Annotated in this window: 17 protein-coding genes and 3 pseudogenes; 11 read left to right on the top strand and 9 right to left on the bottom strand. The window is 59.7% G+C overall.

Annotated elements, in window-relative coordinates; genetic code table 11:
- Positions 1-91 precede the first annotated feature (91 nt).
- Together BM222_RS42300 and BM222_RS28230 are read left to right on the top strand one after the other, a co-directional pair.
- A pseudogene (locus tag BM222_RS42300) lies at positions 92-193 on the top strand (hypothetical protein); the annotation flags it as partial.
- Entirely contained in the window at positions 190-1,176 is a 987-nt protein-coding gene (locus BM222_RS28230) for a TrbL/VirB6 family protein (protein ID WP_092235409.1), read from the top strand. The pseudogene BM222_RS42300 and the gene BM222_RS28230, both read left to right, overlap by 4 nt.
- An 84-nt stretch (positions 1,177-1,260) precedes the next feature.
- On the opposite strand, the gene BM222_RS43420 is transcribed toward BM222_RS28230, so the two are convergent.
- The 5 genes from BM222_RS43420 to BM222_RS28190 all read right to left on the bottom strand — a co-directional run bounded on the left by BM222_RS43420 (position 1,261) and on the right by BM222_RS28190 (position 7,054).
- The gene (locus BM222_RS43420) at positions 1,261-1,836 is read right to left on the bottom strand and encodes a DUF1488 family protein (RefSeq protein ID WP_092235406.1); all 576 of its coding nucleotides are present in this window, start codon (positions 1,834-1,836) and stop codon (positions 1,261-1,263) included.
- A 245-nt stretch (positions 1,837-2,081) separates the two neighbouring features.
- A complete protein-coding gene (locus BM222_RS43415) occupies positions 2,082-2,387 on the bottom strand; it encodes a GSU2403 family nucleotidyltransferase fold protein (protein WP_502690938.1) in 306 nt (101 codons plus the stop codon).
- Positions 2,388-2,606: 219 nt separating this feature from the next.
- Positions 2,607-3,773, bottom strand: a complete 1,167-nt coding sequence (locus BM222_RS28210) for a nucleotidyltransferase family protein (protein WP_177243517.1) — start codon at positions 3,771-3,773, stop codon at positions 2,607-2,609.
- A gap of 802 nt (positions 3,774-4,575) precedes the next feature.
- Complete coding sequence (locus tag BM222_RS28200; RefSeq protein ID WP_210188518.1) at positions 4,576-5,622, bottom strand: Fic family protein; 1,047 nt, start codon at positions 5,620-5,622, stop codon at positions 4,576-4,578.
- Between the two features lie 886 nt (positions 5,623-6,508).
- The gene (locus BM222_RS28190) at positions 6,509-7,054 is read right to left on the bottom strand and encodes a hypothetical protein (protein ID WP_244547271.1); all 546 of its coding nucleotides are present in this window, start codon (positions 7,052-7,054) and stop codon (positions 6,509-6,511) included.
- A gap of 945 nt (positions 7,055-7,999) precedes the next feature.
- Here BM222_RS28190 and BM222_RS28180 point away from each other — a divergent pair.
- The 7 genes and pseudogenes from BM222_RS28180 to BM222_RS28155 all read left to right on the top strand — a co-directional run bounded on the left by BM222_RS28180 (position 8,000) and on the right by BM222_RS28155 (position 14,754).
- Positions 8,000-8,670, top strand: a pseudogene (locus BM222_RS28180) (VirB8 family type IV secretion system protein).
- Positions 8,667-9,518 carry a P-type conjugative transfer protein VirB9 gene (gene virB9 / locus BM222_RS28175; RefSeq protein WP_092235386.1) on the top strand — a complete coding sequence of 284 codons (852 nt, stop codon included), beginning with the start codon at positions 8,667-8,669 and terminating at the stop codon, positions 9,516-9,518. Before BM222_RS28180 ends, virB9 begins: the two are co-directional and overlap by 4 nt.
- A 12-nt stretch (positions 9,519-9,530) precedes the next feature.
- A complete protein-coding gene (gene virB10 / locus BM222_RS28170; RefSeq protein ID WP_092235383.1) occupies positions 9,531-10,676 on the top strand; it encodes a type IV secretion system protein VirB10 in 1,146 nt (381 codons plus the stop codon).
- Positions 10,673-11,703: pseudogene (virB11, locus tag BM222_RS28165) on the top strand (P-type DNA transfer ATPase VirB11). Before virB10 ends, virB11 begins: the two are co-directional and overlap by 4 nt.
- The gene (locus tag BM222_RS28160; protein ID WP_349509876.1) at positions 11,639-13,021 is read left to right on the top strand and encodes a type IV secretory system conjugative DNA transfer family protein; all 1,383 of its coding nucleotides are present in this window, start codon (positions 11,639-11,641) and stop codon (positions 13,019-13,021) included. The pseudogene virB11 and the gene BM222_RS28160 overlap by 65 nt, the downstream one beginning before the upstream one ends.
- Positions 13,002-13,616, top strand: a complete 615-nt coding sequence (locus tag BM222_RS42290; protein WP_244547269.1) for a type IV secretory system conjugative DNA transfer family protein — start codon at positions 13,002-13,004, stop codon at positions 13,614-13,616. Before BM222_RS28160 ends, BM222_RS42290 begins: the two co-directional genes overlap by 20 nt.
- On the top strand, positions 13,600-14,754 hold the full coding sequence (locus tag BM222_RS28155; protein WP_092235586.1) for an LPD7 domain-containing protein: 1,155 nt from the start codon (positions 13,600-13,602) through the stop codon (positions 14,752-14,754). Before BM222_RS42290 ends, BM222_RS28155 begins: the two co-directional genes overlap by 17 nt.
- A 377-nt stretch (positions 14,755-15,131) precedes the next feature.
- Here the strand turns inward: BM222_RS28155 and BM222_RS40310 are convergent, their stop codons facing one another.
- Both BM222_RS40310 and cysK read right to left on the bottom strand, forming a co-directional pair.
- Positions 15,132-16,508: an FAD-dependent oxidoreductase gene (locus BM222_RS40310; RefSeq protein ID WP_143106069.1), complete on the bottom strand. Its 1,377-nt coding sequence runs from the start codon at positions 16,506-16,508 to the stop codon at positions 15,132-15,134.
- Positions 16,509-16,978: 470 nt separating this feature from the next.
- A complete protein-coding gene (gene cysK / locus BM222_RS28140) occupies positions 16,979-17,971 on the bottom strand; it encodes a cysteine synthase A (RefSeq protein ID WP_349509875.1) in 993 nt (330 codons plus the stop codon).
- A gap of 94 nt (positions 17,972-18,065) precedes the next feature.
- Between cysK and BM222_RS28135 the strand changes: the two genes are divergently transcribed.
- A complete protein-coding gene (locus BM222_RS28135; RefSeq protein ID WP_177243516.1) occupies positions 18,066-19,928 on the top strand; it encodes an adenylate/guanylate cyclase domain-containing protein in 1,863 nt (620 codons plus the stop codon).
- Between the two features lie 401 nt (positions 19,929-20,329).
- On the opposite strand, the gene BM222_RS28130 is transcribed toward BM222_RS28135, so the two are convergent.
- Entirely contained in the window at positions 20,330-20,782 is a 453-nt protein-coding gene (locus tag BM222_RS28130; protein ID WP_092235371.1) for a DoxX family protein, read from the bottom strand.
- 276 nt (positions 20,783-21,058) lie between these two features.
- Between BM222_RS28130 and BM222_RS28125 the strand changes: the two genes are divergently transcribed.
- Positions 21,059-22,486, top strand: coding sequence for an alpha/beta fold hydrolase (locus tag BM222_RS28125; RefSeq protein WP_092235368.1), 1,428 nt, complete (start codon positions 21,059-21,061; stop codon positions 22,484-22,486).
- Between the two features lie 410 nt (positions 22,487-22,896).
- Here BM222_RS28125 and BM222_RS28120 read toward each other — a convergent pair.
- A partial coding sequence (locus BM222_RS28120; RefSeq protein WP_177243515.1) for an IS91 family transposase occupies positions 22,897-23,483 on the bottom strand: 587 nt, incomplete at its 5' end.

Raw genomic sequence — 23,483 nt, 5'->3', positions numbered from 1 at the left:
GACAAAGGTCAGCAAGCCAAAACCGTAAGCTGGTTTTTAGTATCGAGATGAGCTTGCGACCACCCTCAAGGCGTGCCGCGACAATCCCGGAGCGCTCGGGACGACGCCTGACTGCATCAACGCGAATGAAGCCCGCAACAAGAACACCATTCAAGAAATGAAAGACGCCCTCAAGTCAGGACCGCCGCGATGACTGTAAACGTCTTCGACAGCTTCCTAAAGGAGTTCGAGCAGCCGATCACGGCATTCGTGTCGACCTCGGTTTCGAACCTCGCCTCCTACATCGACGGTCCACTTCGTACCGCCGTGACGCTCTACGTCATTCTCTACGGGTTTGCCGTGATGCGCGGCGCGATCTCCGAGCCGATCATGGAGTTTGCCTGGCGGGCGATGCGGATCGTGGTCGTCGTGTTGCTGGCGACTAATTCCAGCGCATTTCAGCAATACGTCACTGGCCTGTTCTTTGATTCCTTGCCAAAGGAGATTGGCAATGTGCTGGCGGGCTCAGGACTGAACACCAGCTCCGGAGCTCCGTTCGACCAGCTCCTGTCTAAAGGAATTGACGTCGCTAACAAGATCTATGAGCAGGCTGGGTTGACCAACGTCGGCCCCGCGCTCATCGCGGCCATTCTGCTGGTCTTCGTGGCCGTCGGGTCGTTCCTGCAATTTGCCATTCTGCTCTACGCCAAAGTAGGCCTAGGCGTCGTAATCGCACTCGGTCCGCTCTTCATCGCGCTTGGACTATTTGAGGCAACACGCCCGTTTACGGAAGCCTGGCTTCGACAGGTAGCCAATTTCGTGATCCTGTTAGTCCTGGTGGTCGCTCTCGTTGGGCTGATGCTGACCACCGTCAGCGGCTTTATCGACAGATTCGCGGCAAACGCGGGTACGGCGGGCGAGATGGTGGTTAGTGCGGTCGCTATCAGTGCCGTGCTTGGTCTGTCAGGATACATCTCCCTTCAATTGCCGACCATCGCAGGCGGTCTTGCCGGGGGAGGAGCGTCTCTGGCAAGCCGACTGGTCACAAACCCAATGATCGCCAATGCCACGGCCGCCGCCGGAGGCGCCTATGCCGGCGCTCGTTGGTCGGCCGGCCGCGGCCTCGCTGCACTCAGAGCCAGCCGCCAGGGCGGCAGCATCCGGCGCGTCCAATCGCCGGGCACCTCGACAACCTAGCTATGACGAAACCGTCAGCAGATATTTTCGCTGACGCGACGTCTGAGCGCGTGAGGGTTACAGCTCCCCGAAGCGGAAACCAATTTACGCGCGGTCTCGCTGCTTTCGGAGAGAGCGAGCAGTCGGCAGAAACGGCGCAGGAAGATTAGTGCCAACAAAAGTGACGAGCAGCAGGACACATGCTGACGTGTGTGTGCACTCCGTTGATCGGCAGGAGCACCCAACTGGCCAATTTGATTCAAGCGCGGAATTGGACGATGACGGGAGACTTACTTTCGTTTGGGGGCTCGTCGCGCAAAACTCTCGACGTCGGAGGTTTTGACCAGGACGGCACCGGGCTCCTCCACCGGAGAGGAGAGGTATTTGGCGCGCGATCTGCTCGATCTTCGATCTGTTCTTGAGGAACGCTTCCACCCGGCCCCCTTGTCCGAGACCATCGACGCCGAAATGGTCGTCCAGCGCCTTGCGGCTGACTGCGCAGTTGACCACGCCTCCAAGCTCCTTTCCCGGGAACGTCACGACGTCGCGGCTGACGTCATAGCGAGCCGGTGGATTGTCGAAGGCAGGATCGATGCCCGGGATGATGGAGCGAGGGGCGCCAATGATTTTGAGCACCGCGTCCCGAACCGAGGCCGCAATCAAGGCAAGCCCTTCGAGCATCAACTGGCGCCATTTGGGACCGCGCGCATGAGCTTCCGTCCAAGCGGATTTCAGCTCATGGGGACGCTGTTAAGCCAGGGCCGAAAGCAAGGCCTCGGACTGCTGCAGGTCCTTGTCACGCTTTGCAAACCCTTCCGGGCGCCGACGGGAGACGATGAGCTTGTGGACGGCATAGCGCGCCGGAGCCGGCACGTTCACGTAGATGCCGGGACCGTGCAGGATGACCGTGGGCTCGGGATCGCGGATCAGGAAATCCAGGAGCGCAGCGGCTGTGCGTCCGTATTCAGGGCGGGTAGCTTTTGGGTGCGGCTGGTCTCGTTGCGCTCGTGGGGTGTAAGAAAGTCGACGCGCAAGCCGCCTTTGGCGGCACAGCGGGTCACGCGCCGGCCATCAGAGACGTGAGGGACGGCACGAAAGGATTTGTCGACTTCCTTCGGAACGTCCAGAACAGGGGGCGTGGAATCCTGCACAGCCACAGAGACATTCTTGAACTGGGCAATGTCGACGTCGCCGGTCTGGAGTGAGCCTGCGGAGAGGCGAACGCCAAGCATGGCGCCGTAGGCCTGGTAGGCGATCATTCCAACGAGCACACCGCGAAGCGGTAGTGGCGGGGTGGCGGGATTCGAATCGTCGCCTATCGCGCGATACGTGATGCCGCGATCGCGACAATCAGCAGCAGCATCGGCATGCCGATCGGGAATAAGGTGTCGCCCTATTGGCGAGGGGAGGCTCGCAGTGCTGCCATGTCCCGTCGACGAGCCAATGTACCGTTACGGCGCAGGCGCTGCTGCCGCCTTCGCTATCGAGACGCGCGCGAGAAGCCCGTCCTTGCCACGCGTAACGCCGTACTCGTCTGCCGACTTCCCGTCGAGCTTGGCCGCTTCGGCGACACTCTTCGAGAGCATGGCAAAAGTATTATCGGAAAGACGTAGGGCGCCGACGCCAAGGCGGCGTCGCCATCCCGCTCCGCGTTCCCATGCCTCCATCCATGCGAAGCCTAGGTCACTTCCGCGCTTAGCGGTATCGAACGCCTGGATGAGCGCATCGGCTTGGTTGATGTCCTTCTTCGCCTTAGCCGCAAAGAAGACGTTCCTCTTGGTCGCGACTATTAGCTTGTGGATGGCGTAGCGCTCCGGTGCCGGCACAAGGACCGGTACGCCTGCATCGTGCAGAACGACGGAGCGGATCGGCTCATGAATTAGGTAGTCCAAGAACCGTAATACCTGTGCGCCCACCGACGGCCCCAACGACGGCATCTTCGTCAGCCTGGAGGAGTAGTCCTCGTCGCCGCGGTTCGGGGTGAGGAATTCGACTTTGAACCCGGCGGCGTTGGCGAAACCGCTGAACAGTTTCGTCTCGTCGGGGGAGAACGAGGGCGCGAACGTCGGATCGACCTTTTTCAGGATGTCTTCGATGTCCGGCATGCTGTCATCGATCGAGATCGAGATGCCGTAGAACTTAGCGATATCCATATCCTCGGTCGTGACGAGTTCGTCGGGAAGCCTGACGCCGAGGACGCCGCTGTATGTTTGATAAGCCATCGAACCGACAAGCGTGGCGCGAAGTCGAAAAAGTCCCGCTCGCGCGAGTTCGCTGACAACGAGACCTTCCATATGAGGCGGAGCCGGGTAGCCCGCCCGCCTCAACTTCGCAGCCAGCTCTCGACGCGCGCGATATCCGATCTTCGTGCGCTGAAACGCTTGGGCGCGCTTGGCGATCTCCGGATTGTCGGCCGGCCCGACGTATTTGAGGGCCGTTTTCGTCGGTCCCTGGCCGCCGGAGGTCTCATAGGCCTTGTAATAGTAGTATTCGCGATTGGCCCGCTTCTGTTTGAGAAAGGTCCCGTTCTCCGGGAAATTCTCATCGAATTCGGCATCGGTCGCCTTCTGAACCAGGTCGGAAAACATGACTTGGTCAATGTTTGAAAACTGCTTCATGGCCTTTGTTACCATTTTGGCTAAGTGGTACCAAGATTTTTGTATCCATTCTGCCGAAATGGTAACACAAAGTCCTTGTGTCCATTTCGTCAAAATGGTAACAATAAGAAAATCAAATTATTGTTCCAGTCACAATTCTGGAACCTTGGATGTCCCTAGTCGAGCCTCTCTGCGGATGAGAGGTTTTGCGAATTCAGAGATCCAGTTCCCTTCACCGCAGGCCCGCTTAGGCGATATGTCGGGACCGTGAACCGCTGGTTGCCCGCAGAGGACCTCCGTCCGGCCTCCTGCCCTTCCAGAACCAGACGCACGGGCAGTCTCGAGCCAATCCGTAGGGCTAGTTAGCTGCCGCCTCAAAGCGTTCGCGGGTCGAAGCTGCCAGACGTCCTAAGCCGAAGTGCTCCTGCATTCCGCGTATGATGTCCTCATCCTCCTCCAAACCTGTCGGGGGCCCTCAATCTCGATGACATGATCGACCATGCTATGCAGCGTTCCACGGTAGCCGACGTCGTAGAAAACGATCCCGGTCGGGTGTTGCCACACTGGCGGGGTCTGCCTTGACATCACGCCGCGACCTTGCACATGCGCGCGCTTGTTCACGAGAGCCTGAACAGGTTCGAGGAAGCTGACAACCAGCGAGCGATCGAGCTCGATCCGGCCGACGCAAACACCTGCACTAACCTCGCCAATGTCCTCCAAGATCTTGGTTTATTCGTCCTAGTCGAAAATTCGCTGCGATGAGCTGCGTGACCTCAGGGCCGCTTTACGAGCCTCTGTGTCCAAGGATTCACTCAAGCCCTCCTCAGTCATTCACCGTGTGCTCCGGAAAGAGTCCCGGCATCCATCGCGAGGCAAGGGTGGCGGGGAAAGCCAGCAGCAATGGATCGCGCGGACCTTTTGAGGTGAGGACGCCACGGCCAATGAGTTCCGATACGATGCGCCGTGCATGACGTGGCGTAAGATCGAGAAGATTGGCGACATCGCCACGCGGAAGCTCGCCCCGATAGAGGATTGCTTCAAGCACTGCGCCTGCTTTGGGCGGGAGTTTGCTGAGGCGGCTTTCTTCCTCTGCCCACAGCAATATGCGTGTGCGCAGCCGATCTGGCTGCATCAGCGATTCCATGAAGTTCACTTGGTCGATGCAGGTCTCGAGGAAGAAGCGCGTGAAGGATGCAAGCGCTTCTTCACTGAGATTTCCGCGGCCGTCCAGGTCGTTGCGCCGCGGAAGGTCGCATTGGATGAGATGCCGCTTATATGCGCTGTCCCTTCGAGCAAGCCCGCGAGCCACCGACCAAACGGCCCCGGTATCGAGCCCATCCAACAGCATGGCGTGCGACATCAGCCGCGTAACTCGGCCATTACCGTCGAGGAAGGGGCGAATCCACAAAAGGCGATGATGCGCCGCGGCCGCAGCCAAAATGGCGTCGGCTTTTCCAGCGCCGCTGTAAGCTTTCTCGAAATAGGCGAGAAACCGGGGAACAGCGCCAGGGCTGACGGCGATATGACGTCCCACCTTGACGTCGCGAAGCCGCAATTCGCCGGGGACAACACGAATTCGTTCCTTCGTATCGGGCTCTTCGATCCATAACATCGCGTCGGGAAGGTGCTCGCAAAAGCGACGATGGATTTCGCGGACGCCGTCGATAGTTACGGCGCGACCACGGAGATGACCTTCATCGATCCATTGTTGCACCGCGATGTGCGCCTTGGCTTCGAGCTGAAGATCGCGCTTGTGGGGATCGGCGCTATAGTCGTTCTTCAAGGCGCGTTCGATATCGACCGGGTGCGTATCATGCCCCTCGATGAGGTTGCTGTAATAGCAGTTCATGGCCCGGACGAGATCGGCCAAGGAGCCCAGAAGGCTTTGCGGTAAGCTTCTCGTTGAAACCGGCCGACTTCCCGACGAGGTCAACTGCCAAATCGGTCAGTTCCCCCCGGTGCCGGGAATCCTGCCTAATAAGGAGGGGTTCCATGGAAGAAACCGGCTCGCCGCGATCATGAGCCGCTGAAATGTCCTCTTTTTTGTCCTCTGAGTTTTTTGTCATAACAATAAATATATCAAATAGATGTGGACATTTCACTTACGAAATTTAGCTGATAAAAGTCCTCATAAATGTCCACCTTTGCAACAGGTTGAAGAGCTCCAGTCTTCGCCAATACATTGAAATTGTTCCCAAAATGTTCTTTAGCTTTACCCTACACCCCAGATAGTGAGTCGAAACAATCGGACCATGTCTGACGAACAACTTGCCGGTAAGCTGGGACAAATTCGAGGAGATCTGCGCCGATCCCTTTTCGCGCCTTTGGAATGACCCAGAACTCGTCCGTTGCGGGCGAAACGGCCAGCGGCAAAAAGGTGTCGACATACTGGCGCCGACTCGGGCGTTCAATGCAAAAGGAAACGCGTTTGCCCTTGCAATCATCGATGCGACAATCTTGGCGTCTGATCTCATAGTCTTCGTCGCACATCAGGCAATGAAGGCCTCCTGATGAAGCTTGTGGGCCGCCTCGATCTCGGTCTCAGGGCCATCGCCAGATGACTTGCGGTCGGGTACCAGGCGTCAGGTTTTGACCGCTGGTATGTTCATCGAGATTTCTTCTCCCTCTTGTGGAGCCGAGATGTGGCCCGGTGGTCGTAGGTCGGAGATCCGTTTCCACCGCTTTGGCCTGGCGGTGCCTGGGTGGTTCCGCCAGGACCTCGTTTCACATCCCGCTCGTAGGAGCGTGCGCAATCGCTATCGAGTATCAACACCACCGTGCGGAATAGCGGGATCAATGGCCGCACAAATCGCGCGTTCAGTCGAGAGCAGCAGCAGCCGGTAGCCATCGTCCTCGTAAAGGGGCGACTGGCCAATCTCGTAACACTCACGCACGTACTTTAACGCCGCGGCCGCTCCTTTGAGGCTTCCTGGCACGGTGCCGGCGAGCTGACGCGAGGCCTTCATCTCAGCCCGACCGAGTGCGCCTTCAGCCTCGCAGAGGCCATTTAACTTAGCCTCCAGCTCGGCCCGCCTGCCGTAGGGCGCACGGCGCAGCTCGCGCTCGGCAGCATCTTGCTCGGCGAGCAGGCGCCCCAGCTCCTCAAAGACTCGGCGGTGGCTTTCGATGGCATCGAGGATTGGGTCGGGTGCGGTCGAAACACCGACGCTCTCAGCCCATGAGGGAGTGATGACCCCGGCCAGGATGGCGGCGCCGCCGGTGACGAACTGCCGACGCCGAACGGCCGGTCCGGCAGGAAAGAGTAAACGACTCGTGGTATAGGCAAAATCAGCCTGAGACATGGCATCCTCCATGTTGAGGGTTAGGCTCGCGCAGGTGTTCCAGCATCTGTGCGGGCCGCTTGCCTGGCCTGAAGCGGCCAGTGCCGCGGATCGAATCACGGCCGATTCGTTGCGTCAATGGTTATGCGCAGCTTGAATTGCGCGCACAGGCTCGCGATGGCGCGATCTGCCGGACGCATTCGGCTTGGTTCACCGTCCACAGTCGGTTCTGGCGCTGGACCGGCCGGGAGTGTGGGAGGAGGATTTCAAGTCATCCGGTGATGGCCGCCTTGCGGAATGAGGCGTGTTTGGGGAGCCGTCCTTATGGACGGTGTGCATGAGCAAGTCGAAGGCTTGACTTGTGGAAGGCGGCACGGCCGGCATCGCTGGTCCGAGGATCAGAATCATCTACGGCCGATTCGACGTCTTGGCGTGCTTCCTGGCACCGATCGCTTGCCTCAGGCCCCACTTGGGCGATTTCACCTCGACCTGCTGAGTTCGAGACGTCTTGAGCCCTGCCAAAACAGACAGGTCATCAGTACAGCCGACTCTGACCTTTTGATTCAGACCACGCTTGTTGAGCAGACATAACCGGCAAAACGACTCGCGTGGTTGAGCGCGTAAGAGATCGCCAGAATCAGGCGACTAAGGCAGAGCAGGGCATCAGAACGATGTGGCGTCGACTATTCGTCATTTGCGTCATCTCATGGCAGCTTGGCGGCTGCGCTAACTGGACAAAGGGGCCGCCATCCTGTGATGGCCTGGCTCGGCGGCCGCTGAACCGCTCGCTCTGGGATTGGGAGTCCGGCGCGCCATCCGCGACACCTGAACCGTCAGCTTCGCCGCCCACACCGACCATCCGGAAGGGCGAAGGCAGTCCGTCAGCGCCTTCGACCCATCTCGCCGCGTCCAGCCACTCAGCCGATATTGCAGCGTCGTATCGCGCCTGTGGCAAGGAGGCGTGAGATGGTCGGGAACGATGACCTGAAACGCTATTTCGAGAACGCGCGGCGATGGGAACAGGACCTGCTTCTGTCGGCCCATCGCTCGCGGCGAACAGCGTGGGTGGTTGCCGCGGTCGCCTGCGCCTTGGCGGTGGCCTCGGTCGGCGCGGTCGCAGCACTTGCACCGCTGAAGACGGTCGAGCCGTTCGTCATCCGGGTCGACAATGCCACCGGCATTGTCGACACCGTCTCTGCTCTTAACTCGACGCCGGCACGCTACGACGAGGCCGTCACCAAATATTTCCTTGGACGCTACGTTCGCGCGCGCGAAGGTTACAGCTATCCGGAAGCCGAAACCAATTTTCGGACGATTTCGCTGCTTTCGGGGCAGGGCGAGCAGGCCCGCTTCGCAGCCTGGTACCGCGGTTCGAATCCAGAAAGCCCGCAAGTCGTTCAGGGACGCTTTGGCGTGGCCACGGTTCGGATCAAAGCGATCTCGCTCCTGGCCGAGAATGTCGCGTCTGTGCGGTTCATGAAAGAGAGCCGCAAGGGCGAGGAAACCCACATCACTCAGTGGGTCCGACCCTGACGTTCACTTACGCCAACGCACCGATGTCGTCCGCCGACCGTCTGATCAATCCGCTGGGCTTTCTGGTTTCGGAGTATCGCGCCGATCCGGAGGTCGTGCCATGAAACGTTTTGCGCTTCTGATCTCTCTAACTCTCGGATTTGCCGGGCCCGCGCTGGCGCTGCAGCAGCCAGCGCCCGGGCAACGCGATGCACGCGTACGCACTGTGACCTACGACCCAGCCAATGTGGTCCGCCTCAATGGCGTCATTCGCGCCTCGACCCAGGTCGTGTTTGCCGATGACGAGGAGATCGCGCATGTCGCCATCGGCGACGCGATCGCATGGGAGGTGGCACCCGCAAGTTCGATCCTGTTCCTCAAGCCGCGCGAAAAACATCCGCCGACCAATCTGCAGGTCGTCACGACCCGACCCGACGGGCGCAAGCGCTCCTATCAATTCGAATTGTCGATCGCCGAGACAACGCTCGCCGACAGCTACTTCGTCGTCCGCTTTGCTTATCCCGGCGACGAGATCGAGCGTCGGCGCATCGAGGCGGCCGCCCGAGGCGCGGAACGGGAAGGCGCGATGATTGATCAGACCTTTGACCTGCACCATGCCTATGGCGCCCGCAACTGGCGCTTTTCCGCCCAAGGCTCGATCGACCTCGAACCTGAAGCCGTTTTCGATGACGGCAAGGAAACGACCTTTCGCTTCGCTGGCAATCGCGAGATCCCGGCGATCTACCTGATCAACTCGGATGGCTCTGAAAGTCTGGTTTCCAAGGATGTCCGTGGCGAGCTCGTAGTGGTCCATGCCACGGCCCGCGAGTTTCGACTGCGCAAGGGCGACATCGTGCTCTGCATTTTCAACGAAGCGTTCGATGCTGTCGGCGTCAATCCCGGCACCAACACCACGAGCCCCTCGGTCGAGCGGCGGGCGAAGAGGTCATCTCCAACCTTTGAGGCACGATGAGGCGGGTGCAACATGACCGAGCTTGAACATGAGAGGCTTGCCGGCGAGCGCGGAATTACCCCGGTGGGAGGAGGGGACAGCGGTCGAACGGCGATGCTCAAACGCGGCTTCGGCGCGCTCGCGCTCACCGCCTTCGCCTTCCTGATCATCTGGGGAACCTGGAAAAGCGATAAGCCGGTCACGGATTCGGCCCGAAAGCTCACAATCCGCCAAGCGGCGGCCTTCGAGCCCGTCGCGGAAACACCCGCCGTACCGGTCACCACGGCATCCATTCCGGCTGCACCCATCTCAGCCCCGCCAGCGGCCCCCGCGCCGGCTCCCGACCAGATGCTCGAAAGCGCGCGGCGCGCACCGGTGCTGGCCTATAATCGGCCGGTCGCGTCGGGACGTCCGGCCCGCAACGTCCCGACCGCAGGCGTCCCCGTTGATCCCTATGATTTCGGGCGGGCCGAGCCACGCAATGAGCTCGCCGACAAGCTCAAACCCACGCCGATCGAGGGCGTGCGGGCGGCGCGGCTGCCCAATCGCAATCTTCTGGTGACCCAGGGCACTTCAATCCCTTGCGTGCTCGAGACCGCAATGTCGTCGGATGTGTCCGGCTTCGTCTCCTGCGTCGTGCTGCGCGACGTGATGTCGGATTCCGGCAATGTCGTGCTCATGGAAAAGGGCACGCAAGTCGTTGGCGAATACCGCGGCAACGTCCGGCGCGGCTCCAAACGGATGTTTGTGCTATGGGCCCGCGCCAAGACACCGACAGGTGTCATCGTGGCGCTGGCCTCGCCTGCGACGGATGCGCTCGGTCGCGCAGGGTTCGACGGCGACATCGACACGCACTTCTGGGAGCGCTTCGGCTCGGCGCTATTGTTGTCAATCGTCGGCGATGCCTCTTCGATCGGGCGCCAGCAACTGCAAGATGGCTCGATCCAGATCAACAACACGGCTGGTGCGACCAACACCGCCGCCGGCATTGCCGTCGAGCAATCCATCAACATCCCGCCGACGCTGAGCAAGAACCAGGGCGAGCTCGTCAATATCTTCGTCGCGCGCGACCTCGATTTTTCGTCGGTCTACCAACTCAAACGGATCGAAAGCCGCACGCAGATCCTTGACCGCACCCTTCCCGGAGGCCTCGTCGGGCCGGCAATGGTGACGAAATGACTGCAGCCGCGTCAATCGAACGGGATGGCGGACGGCTGGTGCTCGCGCGCTACCTCGAGCCGCTGGCATCCTACCTGGCGGACGACACGCTCACTGAAATCGTCGTCAATCGCCCCGGCGAGATCTTCGTGGAGGGGCCCAACGGTTGGACCCGTCATGAAGTCGCAGCCCTCACGCACACCTATCTCTCCCACCTTGCGACCGCGGCCGCCAGTCACACCCGTCAGGACATCGGGCCGGAATACCCGGTGGTCTCGACCAGCCTGATCGGCGAGGAGCGCTGTCAGATCGTCGTACCGCCCGCCGTGCCTGCTGGGACGATCAGCCTCACAATCCGCAAGCCCTCGACGCTGACGATGAACCTGGACGCTCTTGATCAGGTAAAGCTGTTCGATGAGGTCCGCTCCGCGAGCGACGAGCTAGACGCCGGCGAGCATCGATTGCTCGCGCTGAAAGAGACGGGGCAATGGCGCGAATTTCTTGAGCTTGCAGTGCGAAACCGCCGCAATATTCTGATCTCAGGGGCGACAGGTTCCGGCAAGACGACCCTGTCCAAGGCGCTGATCGCGGCGATCCCGGCGCAAGAGCGGCTGCTCACCATTGAAGACACGGCCGAGCTCGTCATCCCGCATCAGAATTGTGTCCGGCTGCTCTATGCCAAGGATGGGCAAGGTGTGGCCAAGATCGGCCCCCGCGAACTCCTCGAGTCGTCCTTGCGCATGCGGCCTGACCGCATCCTGCTGCAGGAACTGCGCGACGGCACCGCCTTCTTTTATCTCCGGAATGTGAATTCGGGGCACCCGGGATCAATCACGACGGTTCACGCCGACAGCGCCCGCCTCGCCTTTGAGCAAATGACCTTGCTGGTCAAGGAGAGTGCGGAGGGACGGACCTCCATCGCGACGATATCCGTTCGCTTTTGCTACATCTCGTCGACGTGGTCGTCCAGATGCAGAAGCGCAATGGCCGCTATCGCATTTCGGAAATCTACTATGACCCCGTTCGCAAGCGCGACCACGCCCGTTAAGGCGGCCCGGGGCACTGCGCTTGTGCTCTTTGCCGGTGCAGTCTTCCTGCTCGTCGCCTCGAATGTTCTGCTGCTTGGGCTCAGGCTTCACGACGGCGGCTTTCACTGGTCGGAGATCGCCACAGGTTGGCCGCGTTATGGCGCCGACCCGCGCTTCGACCGCTGGCTGACGCTGTCGACCCTCGCTGGTCTGGTCGTGGTCTTTGGCCTGCTCGGTGCCATTCTCCGGCAGCGTCCGCTTCCCCTTCACGGGAAAGCCCGTTTCGCGTCAGAGCGCGAGATCAAGGCCGCGGGCCTTCGATCCAATGACGGTCTACTGCTTGGCCGCAAAGATGGAAAAATGCTCTGCTTCGGCGGATCGGAACACGTCCTCCTCTATGCCCCGACCCGCGCCGGGAAGGGCGTCGGCTATGTCATTCCAAACCTGCTCAATTGGCCAGGATCGGTCGTTGCACTGGATGTGAAGAAGGAGAACTGGGATCGCTCGGCCGGTTTTCGCGCAGAACACGGGCAGGAGGTCCATCTGTTCGACCCGCTGGACGAGAGCGGCCGCACGGCGCGCTACAATCCGCTGGGCTATGTGCGCAACGATCCCGCCGATCTCTACGACGATCTGCAGCGCATTGCGGTGATGCTGTTTCCGGCCGAAAGCCGCGGCGATCCGTTCTGGTTCGAGGCGGCTCGTTCATCCTTTGTGGCAATCGGCGGCTACGTCGCGGAAACGCCCGGCTTGCCTCTGACGATCGGCGAAATCCTGCGCCAACTGTCGGCGACCCAGGATCTGAAGACCCACTTCGACAAAACCATCGCGGACCGCAAGGCGGGTCCTTCTCCCCTGTCACGACACTGCATCACCGCGCTGAACGATTTCCTCGCCGCGTCCGAGAATACGTTGAACTCGGTCCGCAAGACCGTGACAGCCCGCCTTGGTCTCTGGCTTAATCCCCGCATCGATGCCGCAACCTCGTCCAATGATTTCGATCTGCGGCAGCTGAGACAGACGCCCATGTCGATCTACCTTGGCGTGACACCTGATAATCTCGACCGAATGGCTCCGCTCTTGAACCTGTTCTTTCAGCAGGTGGTCGATCTCAACACAAGGGAGCCGCCGGAACAAAATCCCAAACTCAATCGCAAGGTACTGCTGCTGCTGGACGAGTTTCCGGCGCTCGGCAATGTGAATGTGCTGGCAAAATCGGTTGCCTTCGTCGCTGGCTACGGCATCCGCCTTCTCACCGTCATCCAGAGCCCGGCGCAGCTGCGCTGCCATCTACGGGATCGAGGCAGCGCGCAACTTCATGACCAACCACGCCGTTGAGGTCGTGTTTGCCCCAAAGGAGCAGGACGTGGCGAATGAGCTCTCGGAGCGCATCGGCTACGATACGGTGACTGCACGGAGCCGCAGCGGACCGAAAGGACTTACCAGGCGGTCTACCAGCGAGACGGTGTCTGAGCATCGTCGCGCCCTGATGCTGCCGCAAGAGCTCAAGCTTCTTCCGAAATCCAAGGCCTTCATTCTCGGCACCGGCATTCCGCCAATCATCGCCGATAAGATCATCTACTATGAGGACAAATCTTTTCTGGAGCGATTGCTCCCGGCGCCTGTCCCCAAGATGCCCAACGTGCGTTCAAATGCACTGCTCGACGCCGAAATCAAGGAGTTGCGCTCCGAGATCGCTGAGCTGCGTGCGGTATTCCGAGCGCGGCCCATGACTGATGAGGAGGTGGCGGATCCCTCCACCATTCCTGCCGGTGCGAGTTTCGATTTCGGGGATGTGGATGTCGACCTCGAAGGGCTTTCCGAAGACGACCTGAAAGCCTGGGTCATGAACTACATCGACGCTCAGGTCATTCCGCCGACGCGGCGGACCGGCCGCAGGCAGAAGGGTGAAGAGAATGAGCGCCAGGCATGACGCGAGCGAGGAGTTCAGCCTGGAGCGGCAACGTCGCGCCGGGCGCGCTTCCGCCCGAGAAAAGGGGGAAGGCCCCAACAAGCCTTCATCCGCGGAGGTAACAGATAGCGCGTTTCCGGACCGGATTCGTCGGAAATATTACGTGGTGGCCAGTCAATCCGAAAAGGATGGAGCTAGCCGCGAAGCGCGACTCTATGCCGATGAGCGAAAAGAGTATCTTGCGTTCAAGACCACTGACGATCGCTTGGTTACCCGCATGGCTGCCGCCGAGGTGATCCGGGACATGGTCAGCGTGGCACAGCATCGCCAGTGGGAGGCACTGCACGTCCGCGGTTCAGCCGAGTTCCGGCGCGAGGCGTGGCTTGAGGCTGGCGCGCGCGGAATAGAGGTGCAGGGCTATCGGCCAAACGAGCTTGATCGGCAGGCGCTCGCTGACCGACGAGCCGTATGGGATCGAGCCCACGCCCGGACCAACGATATCGAGGCTCGCTCGGCCTCCAACAGGTCATCGCAGGCAGACAGGTTCGATTACGACAAGGGCGTTTCCGGACGTCTGATGGAGGTCGGTTTTGGCCCGTATCGCAACCGCCCCGACGCCGAGCCGTCAACCTATGTAACCATCGAACTGGATGATGGCCGGCGACATCAGGTCTGGGGCGTCGGGCTTGAAAAGGAACTCGCAGACAGTGGCGCCAGGCCTGGCGACCGCATTTCTCTGCGAAGGGATGGCGTCGAGCCCGTCGTCAGGGCGATCAAGTCCATAGAGGCCGCCACAGGAATCGCCGGCATTGAACGACGCCAAATGTCGCGCAACATGTGGAAGGTGACGGTGGAGGAACGCCGTGCAGACCGACCAGGCGAACGATATAATTCCGACCTACTCGCAGCCCAATCGCAGCTTGTCGTCATCACCAAACTTGTCGAACGCGCTCTGCCGAACGATGAGAATGCTCGACAGAGCATTATGGCCTTCGCCAAGGAGCGCGTAGCCCAACATCTGGAAAACGGACATTCGTTTGCGCGGGCGACAGTCAGGGAGCCCGTCCGCGATCGCCATGAACAATCAGGACACGATAAGGAGGGAGCTCGTCAAAGCCAGAGCGGTGAAACTATTAGACTGCAAGAGCGAGAACGCTGAGCGGGCGGGCCTACGACTTGACTATCTTCGAGGCTGAGGCACGCGGAGCTTACGCGGCTGTCGAGGCGAATTGCTTAGAGCACGGGAATCATAATTATCGGAAGTTTATTTATACAATTTAAGCGTGTATTGCCATAAGATCCTGTGCTCATCGCGGCAGAGCGGCCAGATTTTGCTCAACCTGAGCTTTTACAAATTTGACCCAACTCCGACATCAAGACCTAGGTTCTTCCAAGTGACCGGACCCTCTTTGATGTGTTCTCGCCCTTGGACCCGCGATTGACGCGCTAGACGGTTAGGAATGATGCCGCCTCGCGATGCTGTCCGTGGACGCGCGACTGAACAAGGGTGTCGATTCAGACATGTCGCCGCCGTGGCTAGGCGGCTTGGCGCCCCTGACCAAGGTCGGGATGCTGCATGCCCCAACTTCCGTTCCACACTTTCAACACGTTCGCTGGGCTTAGCAACGCGGCTGGCTCTTGCATAAGGTTGGCCACTTCGAGGAACCTGGTTGCCAGGGCGGCGTCACGTCGTGCCGCTCGGTAAAACTTCGCTATATACCAGTTGACAAAGCGCACCTGCGCCGTCCGCTTGCCTTCAACGCGCGGGTTTTGCAAATCACTGCCCACGGCAATTTGCCAGGGAGTCTCAATGATCCGACTGGCCATCTGGAAGAAGCGGCGAGCAATTCCTTGTGTTCCCTTTGCCAGGCACTCGCGCAAGGCCAGGGATTCCACACAAGCTACCGTCATTCCCTGACCATACACCGGATCGAAGCTGCACAGAGCGTCGCCATACACGAGATAGCCTTCCGGAAAGTGAGTCAGTTTCTCGTAGTGGCGTCGTGTGTTCGAAACAAATTTGTATGACGTGAGCGGAGTAAGCGGCTCGGCATTCCGGATCACGTTGAATATTTCCGGCTTTTGCAAGCCACGTGCAAACTCAAGGAAACCAGCATCTTCCAGTGGTGCTTGATCGTCCATGTAGCCGCCCAATGTCACGGTCCAACGTTCGCCCTCCTGCGGCAGAAGAGCACCGAAGCGAAAATCAGGCAAGCACGCTCCCATAAGAACGAACTTCCTGCCGTGCAGGTAATTCTCCATATGTTCGGGCTTGAGACGACAAAAGCGGCTGACATAGGCGACATTGACAGTGACCTGCTCCTCCGGCGCTTTTGCGAAACCAAACGCATTGATCCATGTGGGAGTTGATGACCCGCGACCGCTAGTATCAACGACGAGATCGGCTTCCAGGCTTTCCTTGTCGCCTGAGCCATTTTTTGATTGGACTCGAACACCGGTCACGCGGCCTGAGGGACGATCAAACACCAGATCCACGACATCATGACGCTCTTGCACCCGAATGTTGGGTAGTTGGAGGAGCCGCCGTCGCACGAAGCCTTCCAGCGTTGGTCGGCTTACTCCGAGCCCAACCATCTTGCTGGGGGAGTTGTGAAGATAGACGCCGTAATTGAACCAAAGCCCATCATTGACGATGTCTGCAGGTACCGCTCCCTGAGCGATTATTTCTTCAGTAAACCCGGGAAACGACTGCTCGAGTACCTCGCGCCCGCGGGCAAGCAATCCGTGCGTATGCCGTCCTTGCGGTACGCCTTTGCGCGTATCAGCCGAATCCGGAAGCGCGTCACGCTCAAGTATGGTCACTTCGTCGAAATGATCCGCCAAAGCGCGTGCGGCTAAAAGACCGCCCATTCCCGCGCCCACCACAACCGCGTGCTTGCCAACGTGTACCATCGACCCCTCCCGGCATTTACTTAACTGCAGGACGAAGCAGGACACTCATTGAACATTCGCCGGTATTGCGCCCGGTGCAACATCATCGCGCCGTTCGGCACCACCCGCAAGGCTGCTCGAGAACGTGTTTCGGTTCTTTGATACCGCCCGGCCCGGTTCAAATGAGGGAACTCCTCAGAGCTGATCGTACCTGAGGACAGTTGGGGCGCCGACCTCGATGCTGTTGCAGTCTAATGAGGTGATCCAATGAGAATTCAGTTTGCATGCCCCTGAACTGAACAACGCAGCACCCGCCACCCATGTCGGCTCTCGGCAGGAAACCGGGCGATGCACGATGGTCGCGGTGACCACCGCTCTTGACCCAATACCGACGGAGCAACAGAGGCGGCGAGTTTCAGTTCACCCTGATTGCGAAACTGTCTTGAACTGAGCGCTGGGGGTGGAGCGCGAAATCTGAAGCTCGTCCTCGGTCATGTCGACCGGGACATCGGTGAAGGGTCTGTGCTCAAGTAACGCTCGCCGGTATCGGGCAGCATACACAGAATATTTGCGCCCTTTTCGGCCTGCGCTGCAATCTTGAGCGCGCCAGCAAGCGTCGCACCGGACGTGATACCGACGAAGATTCCCTCCTTGGTCGCCAGTTCCTTGCTGCACTTGATTGCCTCTGGGCCCGGAATTGATAGGATACGATCGATAACCTTCATTGCGACAGCGTCGCCGGTGATCTTCGGAATGAAATCCGGCGTCCACCCTTGCATCGGATGCGGCTTGAATGTCGGATGCGGTGCCGCCGGTGTGCCGTCCGCGTTGCGGTTTTGCTCGATGCCACTGCCGAGCAATTGTGCGTCTTCCGGCTCGCAAACGATGATTTTTGTGTCGGGGCGTTCTTTGGCGAGCACCCGCGCGACGCCCTTTAACGTTCCTCCCGTCCCGTAGCCCGTTACCCAGTAGTCCAATCGCTGGTCCGAGAAGTCGTCTAGGATCTCGCGCGCCGTGGTCCGCGAGTGGTAGTCGGGGTTGGCCTCATTTTCAAATTGCCGGGCCATAAACCACCCATGCGTTTTAGCTAACTCGATCGTTTTATTGACCATCCCGACAGCCCGATCCGCGGCGGGCGTGAGAACGACTTTTGCGCCTAAGAAGCGCATCAGCCGGCGTCGCTCGACGCTGAAAGTCTCAGCCATGGTGACGACAAGGGGATATCCCTTGGCCGCACAGACCATTGCAAGACCAATCCCGGTGTTGCCGCTAGTTGCCTCGATGACGGTCTGCCCAGCTTTCAGCTCACCGGATCTTTCCCCGGCTTCAATGACGCCTAGCGCAAGCCTATCCTTCACTGAGCCCAACGGGTTGAAGGCTTCGATTTTGACAAACAAGTTCACGCCTGCAGGCGCGAGACGATTGATCCGCACGACAGGTGTGTTGCCGACGGTTTCGAGGATGTCTTGATATCTCCGGCCCATGGCGGCTCCGACGGTTTGTTCTCTAATGGGTGGCCAAAGTCTACCCGAATTGACGGTTCCGGCAATCGACCAGCTCTTGAATAAGTGGCCATACTTGCCGACACTGGATCGGATCAACCCGGGCCGCAGTTTTGGAGCCGCGGCTCCCGGTTTGGCCGCAATGGAGGCCCGGTTGCCTGGCGAGCGTGTGGACCGGCGATTGGCAGCAGTATTGGCGGCGGACATCGCCGGCTATAGCCGATTGATGGGCCGCGACGAGGAGCGCACGCTGGCCGAGCTGAAACTGTTGCGGAAGACGGTCGTTGATCCCTCGATCGCTTCGCATCGCGGCCGCATCGTCAAAACGACGGGTGACGGCATATTGGTCGAATTCGCCAGTGCAGTCGATGCCGCACGCTGCGCGATCGAAGTCCAGCAAGTAATGGCTAAGCACAATGCCAATGTGCCGAAGGACCTTCAGATCGAGTTTCGCATCGGCATACATGTCGGCGACATTATGATCGACGACAACGATATCTTTGGCGAGGGTGTCAACATCGCGGCCCGTCTCGAAGGTGTCGCAGAGCCCGGCGGCGTCTGTATTTCCGACGACGCACACCGCCAAGTTCGCGGAAGGGTGGAGACCTCGTTCGTCGACATGGGTCTTCGAACGCTCAAGAACATCGATGAGCCGATTCGCACATGGCACGTCAGGCCAAGACAGGATGTTGCCGCAGCATCGAACCGCGCCGGCCAAAGCCCGGTTCGAACGTCACATCTGGCGCTGCCCGACAAACCCTCCATAGTCGTGCTTCCGTTCGACAATATGTCTGCAGAGCACGGGCAGGATTATCTGGCCGACGGTATCGTCGAGGCTATCACAGCGGCGCTGTCGTGCATACGCTCCTTCTTTGTCATCGCGCGCAGTTCAGCCTTCACGTACAAGGGGCGCGCCACGGATGCCCGCGAAATTGGTAAAGAGCTTGGTGTTGCCTACTTGCTTGAAGGAAGCGTGCAGAAGGTTGGCAACCGCTTGCGCATCACTGTGCAGCTGATCGAGACCGAAGCCGGCGCACATGTCTGGAGCTCGCGCTATGACGGCACAGTCGACGAAATTTTTGATCTACAGGACCGGATAACTCAACAAGTGGCAGGTGCCCTGCAGCCATCCATTCGCCTCGCAGAAATTGAACGATCCCGGCGTCGCCGGCCGCAGGATCTGAGCAGCTACGACTATACCATGCGAGCAATGCCACATGTCTGGGCGCTCGAAAAGGAGGAGAGTGGAAAGGCGCTCGTGCTGCTGGAAAACGCGCTGGAGATAGATCCCGAATACCCGCTAGCCCTCGCGCTTGCCGGCTGGTGCCACGCCCAGCGCTCCGTCTACAACTGGGCCACTGATCTTGCGGAAAGCCAATTAAAGGCACGCTCGCTCGCCGAACGAGCCGCTAATCTTAGCGGAGACGATGCGCTGATCCTCACCGTGCTCGGTGCAGTCAACACGTTCGTCCGCAACTACGGAACGGCTCGAGTGTTGCTTGAACGGGCGCTCGCGCTCGACCCCAATTGCGCATGGGCGTGGAGCCGGCTGGGCTGGATAGAGTGCTACTCAGATCGCCCGGAAAGCGCGGTTCAGCATTTCCAGCAAGCTTTGCGCCTCAGCCCGATTGATCCGATGAATTTCAACAACTACGTCGGCATCGGTTCTGCCAATGAGGTCGCGGAGGATTACGAAAAGGCAGTGGAGTTCTATCGGCGTGCGTTGCAAGAACGCCCGCATGCCACCTGGATCTACCGAAATCTCGCGTCGGCTCTGGTAGGGGCAGGCCACCTCGAAGAGGCTAAAGCAGCGTTTGCCGAGATGTTATGTGCTTACCCCGGACTGACGATTTCAAAATTCAAAGAAGCCATGGTGTTTTCCGGTCCAACCCTGGATCGGATGGCCAGGCATCTTCAAATCCTTGGGTTGGCGGAGTAAGAGCAAAGCGCTTTTGAAGCGAAAACAATTCCGCCGATGTGCCGACGAGCCTCAGGTTCGTTCAAACGTCGGCTGTCGCTAGCAAACCCGGCCGTGGCGAGTTCCTTGTCAAAAGAACAACACGGCGCGATCGCATGCGAGCAACGCTCAAGAGGGTCAAGGAGGAATTGCGACGGCGCATGCACGAACCTAGTCGATTGAAGAGCCCTAACCCAGCCGAACGATCGGCCAACTAATACCTGCACCGGTAAGACACATCTGTGAACGTAACCGCTTCAACCTGAATTCTTCGCATTTTTGCCCGGAGCGGACATCAACGTCGATCAGCCACGATGCAACGCTTGGTCTGGACCCGCTGATGCTCGCAGAAGCGGGGGCCCACGCTTCGAGCAGCCTCGGATCTAAAACTCGCGACCGATCAGCCGGTCTACCGAATAACGGCCGCCCCCCTTGAAGAAAATTGCGACGCAGAGCAATGCCCACAGTAGCGCATACTCGTATCCGCGATTGGTCCAGAAATATCCAAACTGCCACTGAAAAAGGATGACGATCACGATCATCTCGATCCCAACAATGGCGGCTGCGATCCGCGTCAACAAGCCGATGGCGAGGCAAGCGGCGCCGACGGATTCAGTGAAATATGTCAGGTAAGCCAAAGGCTCCGGGAACGGTAGTCCCTTAGCCGCGATGTTGGGCGCGAACTTGGAAATCGGCGTGTTCAAGATCTTCGTAACGCCATGAGGCACCAGGATGGCCCCCGTAGCGAAGCGTATCATCGCGTATGAATAAGGAGCACACGACTCATAGAGCCCCGCGAGCGCGGGGAATACAAGTTTAGCCTTCTGATCTGCCATCTGGCGTCCCCCGGCGACGAACGCCAATGGTGGCGTCCTGATGGCGTAACACCGTCTTCACGACTCCATTCCCTCGAATCATCGGAATCATTGCCAGAGCCAAAGGACAGGTCAGAAGTTGGGGGGACTCGGAACGACCTTAACGCCGGCAAAACCGTCGCCTTGACCCCTTCCGGACATTCCCCGGTTGACGGCCTGCTGGCCTTAGTTGCCTCCTACATAGCTCTATCGTGAGGGGAGGTGTAAGCTGTCCCGCACCTGTCCCGGAGGACACTCTTGGCCACAGAGCGGGTTAAGCGACGGCTCACAACTATCCTTGCGGCCGATGTCGCTGGGTACAGCCGGCTGACTGGGCTGGATGAAGAGGGAACGCACGCCCTGCTCCAAGAGCATCTGCGTACGCTAGTTCATCCCAAGATCGCCGAGCACCGGGGGCGGGTTGTGAAGAACACTGGAGATGGGCTGCTGGCCGAATTCAGCAGTGTCGTGGAAGCGGTGCGCTGTGCGGTCGACGTTCAACGCAGGATGGTTGAGCGTAACGCCGCGGTCCCGCAGGATGGGCGGATTGAGTTCCGGTTTGGTATCAACATCGGCGACATCATCGAAGATGGAGGCGATATTTTTGGCGACGGCGTCAACGTTGCGGCGCGGCTCGAAGGCATCGCAGATCGCGGTGGCATTTGCATGTCCCGCTACGTACTGGACCATGTTGAGGGTAAGCTCGATCTGACGTTCCGCGAACTGGGACGGCAAAACCTCAAGAATATAGCCAGACCAGTTGAAGTTTACGCGATCAATCTCGATACTGCGGGATCACCTGCAGCCCGGGTGCTCGCCAGCGCGAACCTCAAGCAGGAAATTCGGTACTGCAAGGCATCTGACGGCGTTAGGCTGGCTTACGCGACAGTCGGCACCGGACCGCCATTGGTGAGATCAGCGCATTGGCTCGGTCATCTCGAGTACGACTGGGAACTCCCAATTTTCCGCCATCTTTATCTCGGGCTCGCCAAGGATTTCACACTCATCCAATACGACGCACGCGGCAACGGTCTGTCTGATTGGGACGTCGCCCGGATTTCCCTGGAGGCGTGGGTTAGCGACATGGAAACGGTCGTGGACGCCGTGGGCCTCAGTCGGTTTCCGCTTATTGGATTCTCACAAGGATGCGCGGTCTGCATTGCATTTGCCGCCCGGCATCCGGAAAGGGTCTCGCGTCTGATCCTGTATGGCGGATGGGCAGCGGGGTATAATAAGCAGCCCAATTTGAGCGATGCAGGCCGGGAGCGTTTTGCAGCAATAAAGACGCTCACGAAGTTGGGTTGGGGAGCAGACAATCCGACCTTCCGTCAAATTTTTACGTCTTCGATGATACCAGGCGCCACCCGAGAGCAGGCCGACGCCTTCAACGAGCTTCAACGCATGAGCGCATCGCCCGAGTGCGCCGTCCGCTATCTTGAGGCCGTGTCCGAATTTGACGTGCGAGAACTCCTCGCACAAGTGAGGGCGCCAACGCTCGTCGTGCACATCCGCGACGACCACCAAGTCCCGGTCAAATTGGGCCGCGAAATCGCTGCGGGAATACCCGGCGCGCGGTTTGTTGCGCTACCGGGCAAAAACCACATTCTGCTGGAGCAGGACCCCGGTGTCGCCGAATTTTTTGAGGAAGTGAAGATTTTCTTGAAGGATGATCCATCTCAGCTATAGGGGTGCCCGAGGCGAGTGGGCGCGACGGCGCTCGCAGCGTTTGTGGTAGCTAACTTGAGGACCGCTTGTGTGAAGGGTCTCGGATGCCGGCCGCATGAAGGACGGCGCGGCACATTCGGGCGGCCGGCGTCCGAAAGCCTCCAAGGGAGGAAACCGCGCATGGCGGGCGGGATGGTGCGGCTGGCGCTATGGGGATTTGAGCGTTGCTGACGAACTGGCGGATCGCGTGCGAACCGGTGCGGCGCGCCTCGCGTGGGTGGCGCATGCGCTTAATGAGCGATGGTTGGCATCGAGCTCGAATAGTTGTCTGTGCACTGGCGACGACAGAAGGATGGTGGGTCGCGTTCCGCCGTGGCCGGTCGATGAGCGGCGGACACGACGAGCAGCTTTGCAGAACGGCGGTTGCGCGGTCATGAGGTGTCGATCCTGATGGCGCGGGTTGGCGCGGTCTGTTGATGGCTGGGCGTTGCGCCTCGCTCAAAGACCTCGATGACGATCATGCGACCGCCGCAGTATGGACAGGGTGGCTTGTCGGTGTCGCTGACGGTCTCGGTCGGCTCATTCTCACGATCGCTGACGGCGAGCAGTTCGCGCGCGCGTGCGACGTTGTCAGCGCAGACGCCCCGCGCCAGCAAGCCGTAGTGGCGGATGCGGTGCAAGCCCTTTGGCAACACGTGGATGAGGAAGCGGCGGATGAACTCGAAGGTGGCGAGCGTCATCCGCTTGTGACGGTCGCGGCCATCGACCCGATAATCCTTCCATCTGAAGGTGACGCCTTGCTGGTCGAGGGCGATCAGGCGGCTGTTGGCGATGGCGACGCGGTGTGTATAGCGCGACAGATAGGCCAGCACGGCCTGTGGCCCGCCGAACGGACGCTTGGCATAAACGACCCATTCCGTCTTGCGCGACGCTGCCAGCAACGCGGCGAATGATTGTGCTCCGGCGAGATGAGCGTCGTTACCGAAGAAGCTCAGGCGCCCGGCCTGGTGGAGGGCGG

This window comes from Bradyrhizobium sp. Gha (assembly GCF_900113735.1).
Taxonomy (GTDB): Bacteria; Pseudomonadota; Alphaproteobacteria; order Rhizobiales; family Xanthobacteraceae; genus Bradyrhizobium.
Note: the sequence above shows the minus strand (reverse complement) of the source record. Positions and strands in the feature narration are given on the sequence as shown.